At 65.6% G+C, this 4,414-nt stretch carries 4 protein-coding genes and 1 pseudogene; 3 read left to right on the top strand and 2 right to left on the bottom strand.

Going from position 1 to position 4,414, the window contains the following annotated elements; all coding sequences use genetic code 11:
- Nucleotides 1-167 precede the first annotated feature (167 nt).
- Both ACIQ6O_RS13365 and ACIQ6O_RS13360 read right to left on the bottom strand, forming a co-directional pair.
- Nucleotides 168-1,151 (bottom strand): threonine/serine dehydratase, encoded by a 984-nt coding sequence (locus ACIQ6O_RS13365; RefSeq protein ID WP_396208286.1) that lies wholly within the window; start codon nucleotides 1,149-1,151, stop codon nucleotides 168-170.
- 23 nt (nucleotides 1,152-1,174) lie between these two features.
- Nucleotides 1,175-1,741: a Uma2 family endonuclease gene (locus tag ACIQ6O_RS13360; RefSeq protein WP_396208285.1), complete on the bottom strand. Its 567-nt coding sequence runs from the start codon at nucleotides 1,739-1,741 to the stop codon at nucleotides 1,175-1,177.
- Nucleotides 1,742-1,884: 143 nt separating this feature from the next.
- Between ACIQ6O_RS13360 and hslV the strand changes: the two genes are divergently transcribed.
- The 3 genes and pseudogenes from hslV to ACIQ6O_RS13345 form a co-directional block, all read left to right on the top strand.
- Nucleotides 1,885-2,430: an ATP-dependent protease subunit HslV gene (hslV, locus tag ACIQ6O_RS13355; RefSeq protein WP_396208284.1), complete on the top strand. Its 546-nt coding sequence runs from the start codon at nucleotides 1,885-1,887 to the stop codon at nucleotides 2,428-2,430.
- On the top strand, nucleotides 2,430-3,827 hold the full coding sequence (hslU, locus tag ACIQ6O_RS13350; protein WP_396208283.1) for an ATP-dependent protease ATPase subunit HslU: 1,398 nt from the start codon (nucleotides 2,430-2,432) through the stop codon (nucleotides 3,825-3,827). Before hslV ends, hslU begins: the two co-directional genes overlap by 1 nt.
- 156 nt (nucleotides 3,828-3,983) lie before the next feature.
- Nucleotides 3,984-4,414 (top strand): annotated as a pseudogene (locus tag ACIQ6O_RS13345) (ornithine carbamoyltransferase); the annotation flags it as partial.

Raw genomic sequence — 4,414 nt, 5'->3', positions numbered from 1 at the left:
TGTTGTGTGCCGATGGTGAACTTCGTGTGGAATTTCGGACGGCAGTGAGGGAGAGAGACTGAAGACTGACAACCGCAACTACGAACTACAAACTCCCCCGGAAATCGCGTGATCTCCGGGGGAGTTCGTAGTGTGTAGTGTCAGTCGTCGGTGATCAGTCGAACTGTTCACCTCCCAGGTGTCTTCCCCGCCAAAATCTCCACCGCGCGCGCCGCATCGAGATTGCCGCCGCACATCACGATGCCCACCGTCTTTCCTGCGAGCTGGGGCGCGAGCAGCCGCAGGCCCGCGAGTCCGGTGGCCCCCGATCCCTCCGCCAGATTGTGCGTGATGCTCCACAGGTCGCGTACGCCCTGCGCGATCATATCGTCACTGGCGAGCACGAAGTCGGCGAGCCCGCCGCGCAGCGCCTCGAAGGTGAGGTTATACGTACTCCCCGTGGCGATCCCCTCGGCGAACGTCTGCACCGGCTCGCCGGCGCGCGGTATCCCGTCTCGCCACGCATCGTGCTGCGCCGTGGCGCCCTGGCTCTGTGCCGCAAAGATCTGCAGGTCGGGCTTCACCGCACCGGCAACGGCCATCGCGCCCACCGCCTGTGACCCGCCACCCAGCGCAATCACCACGGCGTCGAGATCGGGGACCTGTTCACAGAACTCGGCCATCATGGTACCCGCACCGGCCACGACGGGTCGATGATTGGTGGAGTGCACGATGGTCCGCTGTTCCTGCTCCGCGATCGTGCGGCACGCGACCACTGTGTCGTCGTAGCGATCACCCACCTCGATGAGCGTGGCGCCAAACGAGCGAATGCCGGCGTTCTTCTCGGGGTTGTTTCCCTTGGGGACGCAGATGGTCACGCTCACGCCGCGTGCGGCGCCGGCCCATGCCAACCCGAGTCCATGGTTGCCGGTCGTGGCGGCAATCACTCCACGCTCGGCCTGCTCCGACGTCAGTGCCGTGATGGATGACGTCCCGTTGCGCACCTTGAAGCTGCCGGTGGGGAGGTGGTTCTCGTGCTTCACGAGCACGCGAATGCCATACCCCACCAATTCGTCGAGCAAGGGGTAATGCCGCACTGGTGAAGCGCTGAAAAACGGGCGCAGCCGCTCACGGGCCGCGAGGATGTCGTCGTAGCTGACAGGAAGAGTCACGGCCGTGTGGAGAAGCGAGCGGGTCAGGGATCGCCGAGCGCGTCGACGAAGAGCGGCGGTAGATCGAGCGAAAAGTCGGGCGCACCGGTGGTGCTCCACACGATCCGGTCGGTGTGGATGAACGGTCGGTCGGCATCAGGGAGCCAGCGTTCCACGAGGCGCGCTTCGAGGTCCACGATCCAGTACTCGATCGCGGCACGCTGATAGCGGCCCCGCTTCACGACGCGATCGTAGCGGGCGGTCCTGGGCGACAGCACCTCGATGAACAGCAACGGCTGCCCGATCTCCTCCGCTGTGCGCGGGCGACGCCCGTTTACAAGCGGCAGCACGAACACGTCGGGCTGCACGAGGGTGAACCGGTCGAGCTCGATATCGCCCGGCGCCATGAATGCGGCACCGATGTCGTGCGCACGACAGTGCGCATTCACGCTGACAAACAGGTAGCCGACAGCGGACTGGTGGGGCAGCCGCGGGTTCAAGCTTACCAGCAGTTCCCCATCCACGCACTCGAAACGCTTCCCCGGTTCGTCGGGGAGGGCGCGGACGTCGTCAGCCGTCCAGCGGTGAGCGGGCAACGCGGGCATGGCCATATGGTGCCGAGCGAGAGGGATGGTTGGCAAGGGGGCATATGCCAACCTGTGATGGCAGCCAGCCGCGTGTGTCATCGCAATCGGGTCCGTCGTATCTTTCCAACGCAGTCCCGATCGATTTCCCGTTCCCTCTGCCGCGCGCAATGACTCTCCCCCAGATCAAGGCCACCACCATTCTCGCCGTGCGCCGTGATGGCCGCGTGGCCATTGGTGGTGACGGCCAGGTGTCGATCGGCGACACGGTGGCCAAGAACTCCGCCGTGAAGGTGCGCACGCTCAAGGGCGGCCGAGTGCTTGCCGGGTTCGCCGGTTCGGTCGCCGATGCGCTCACACTCTTCGAGAAGTTCGAGGAGAAACTCGAACGGTATCCCGGCAACCTGCCGCGTGCTGCGGTGGAGCTTGCGAAGGAGTGGCGCAGCGACCGCGTGCTGCGGCGGCTCGAAGCCATCCTCGTCGTGGTCGATGCCGATCACGGGTTCATCCTGAGCGGGAACGGGGAACTCATCGAACCCGACGACGGCGTGCTGGCGATCGGATCGGGCGGCAACTACGCGCAGGCGGCGGCGCGCGCGCTCCTGCGCGAAACCACACTGCCCCCACGCGATATCGTGCTGAAGGCCCTCACCATCGCCGGCGAGCTCTGCATTTACACCAACACCAACATCACGGTGCTGGAGCCGACGAGCTGATGCCGAGTCCCCGTACGCAGCAGGCCATCGCGCGCCTCGCCGACCTCACGCCGCGACAGATCGTCGCGGAGCTTGATCGCTATATCGTCGGGCAGGCCGACGCGAAAAAGTCGGTCGCCATCGCGCTGCGCAACCGGTGGCGCCGACAGCGCGCGCCCGAAAACATCCGCGACGAGATCTCACCCAACAACATCATCCTCATCGGCCCGACCGGTGTGGGCAAAACCGAGATCGCGCGGCGCCTCGCCAAGCTGAGCGGCGCGCCGTTCGTGAAGGTGGAGGCGTCGAAGTTCACCGAAGTCGGGTATGTGGGGCGCGATGTCGAAAGCATGATTCGCGATCTTATCGAGAACGCCATCGACATGGTGCGCACCGAGCGTGAGGTCGAGGTCGAGGATCTGGCCAACGAGAAGGTGGACGATCGCCTGCTCGACCTCCTGTTGCCCGTGCCGCCGTCGCTCGCGGCCGAGGCGTCTCCCGATGCGCGCACCGAGCACGATCAGGCGCTCGAACGGCACAAGCGTACGCGCGACAAGCTCAAGGCACTACTGCTCGATGGGCAGCTCGATGGCCGCGAGGTGGAGGTCGAGGTGACGCAGAGCGGCCCGGGAATGCCCGGCGCCGTGATGCCCGGCGCGCCCGAAGGCATGGAGAGCATGGCCGAGTGGTTTCGCGACATGCTCCCCAAAAAGAAGAAGCGCCGCACGGTGAAGGTGAGCGAGGCGCGTCGCATTCTGCTCGATGAGGAGCTCGAGAAGCTCATCGACCTCGACGACATCACGAGCGATGCGCTGGAGCGTGCCGAAGCGATGGGCATCGTGTTCCTCGATGAGATCGACAAGATCGCCGGCGAACGCGGTCAGGCTGGCGGCCCCGACGTGTCGCGGGAGGGTGTGCAGCGTGATCTGCTCCCCATCGTCGAGGGCTCCAACGTGCAGACCAAGTACGGCACGGTGAAGACCGACCACATTCTGTTCGTAGCGGCCGGCGCGTTCCACGTGAGCAAGCCAAGCGATCTCATTCCGGAGCTGCAGGGGCGCTTCCCCATTCGGGTGGAGCTCAAGGCGCTCACCGAGGCCGACTTCGTGCGCATCATGACGGAGCCGGAGAATGCGCTCACCAAGCAGTACGCCGCGCTGGTGGAAGCCGAGGGCGCGACACTCGAGTTCACGGCCGAGGGGATTGCCGAGCTGGCACGCGTGGCGGCGCGGGTGAACGAGCGCATGGAGAACATCGGAGCGCGGCGCTTGCACACGGTCATGACCACGCTGCTCGAGGAATTGCTCTATGAACTGCCCGACCGCGGCAAGGACACCGTCACGGTGACTGCCGACATGGTCCGTGACCGGCTCAAGTCGATCGCCGAGGACGAGGATCTGCGGAAGTACATCCTCTGACGCCCGATGTCCGGACATCCTCGCCAGCGTAGCACTGTTCCCCTCAGACCAGTCCCCCTCTAAATTCCCGCCTTCGCTCGGCGCGGCCCTCCAGCCGCGCCGTCTGCTTTTCCCACCGGGGCCGTTTCGTCGTGTCCCAGCCTGGGCCGAATAGCTATGCACGCATCGTCCGGGGCCGAGCGCCCGCACCGCGACTTCCTCAACATCGCCGACTTTTCGCCGGCCGAAACGTTCGCCCTGCTCGATCTCGCCGAGCGCATGCGAACCGGGAAGTACGACGCCAAACCGCTCGCCGGCAAAGCGCTCGCGATGCTGTTCATGAAGTCCTCCACCCGCACCCGCATGTCGTTCGAGGTGGGCGCCATTCAGCTCGGCGGCACCGCGCACTTCCTGTCGCCGCGCGACGTGCAGATCGGTCGCGGCGAGCCCATCGCCGATACGGCGCGCGTCCTCTCGCGCTACGTGCAGGGCATCATGATCCGCACGTTTGCGCATCAGGACGTGGTGGAGCTGGCCGCGTATGCGGGCGTGCCGGTCATCAACGGGCTCACCGACCTCTCGCATCCGTGCCAGATCCTCGCCGACGT

Origin of the sequence: Gemmatimonas sp., assembly GCF_044345575.1 — a bacterium.
GTDB lineage: Bacteria > Gemmatimonadota > Gemmatimonadetes > Gemmatimonadales > Gemmatimonadaceae > Gemmatimonas.
The sequence above is the reverse complement of the archived record's forward strand: the minus strand, read 5'-3'. Positions and strand labels throughout refer to the sequence as shown.

Coding starts and splice junctions, on each gene's coding strand:
- hslU (WP_396208283.1), top strand. CDS start 2,430: ATGCCGAGTCCCCGTACGCAGCAGGCCATCGCGCGCCTCGCCGACCTC.
- hslV (WP_396208284.1), top strand. CDS start 1,885: ATGACTCTCCCCCAGATCAAGGCCACCACCATTCTCGCCGTGCGCCGT.
- ACIQ6O_RS13360 (WP_396208285.1), bottom strand. CDS start 1,741: ATGGCCATGCCCGCGTTGCCCGCTCACCGCTGGACGGCTGACGACGTC.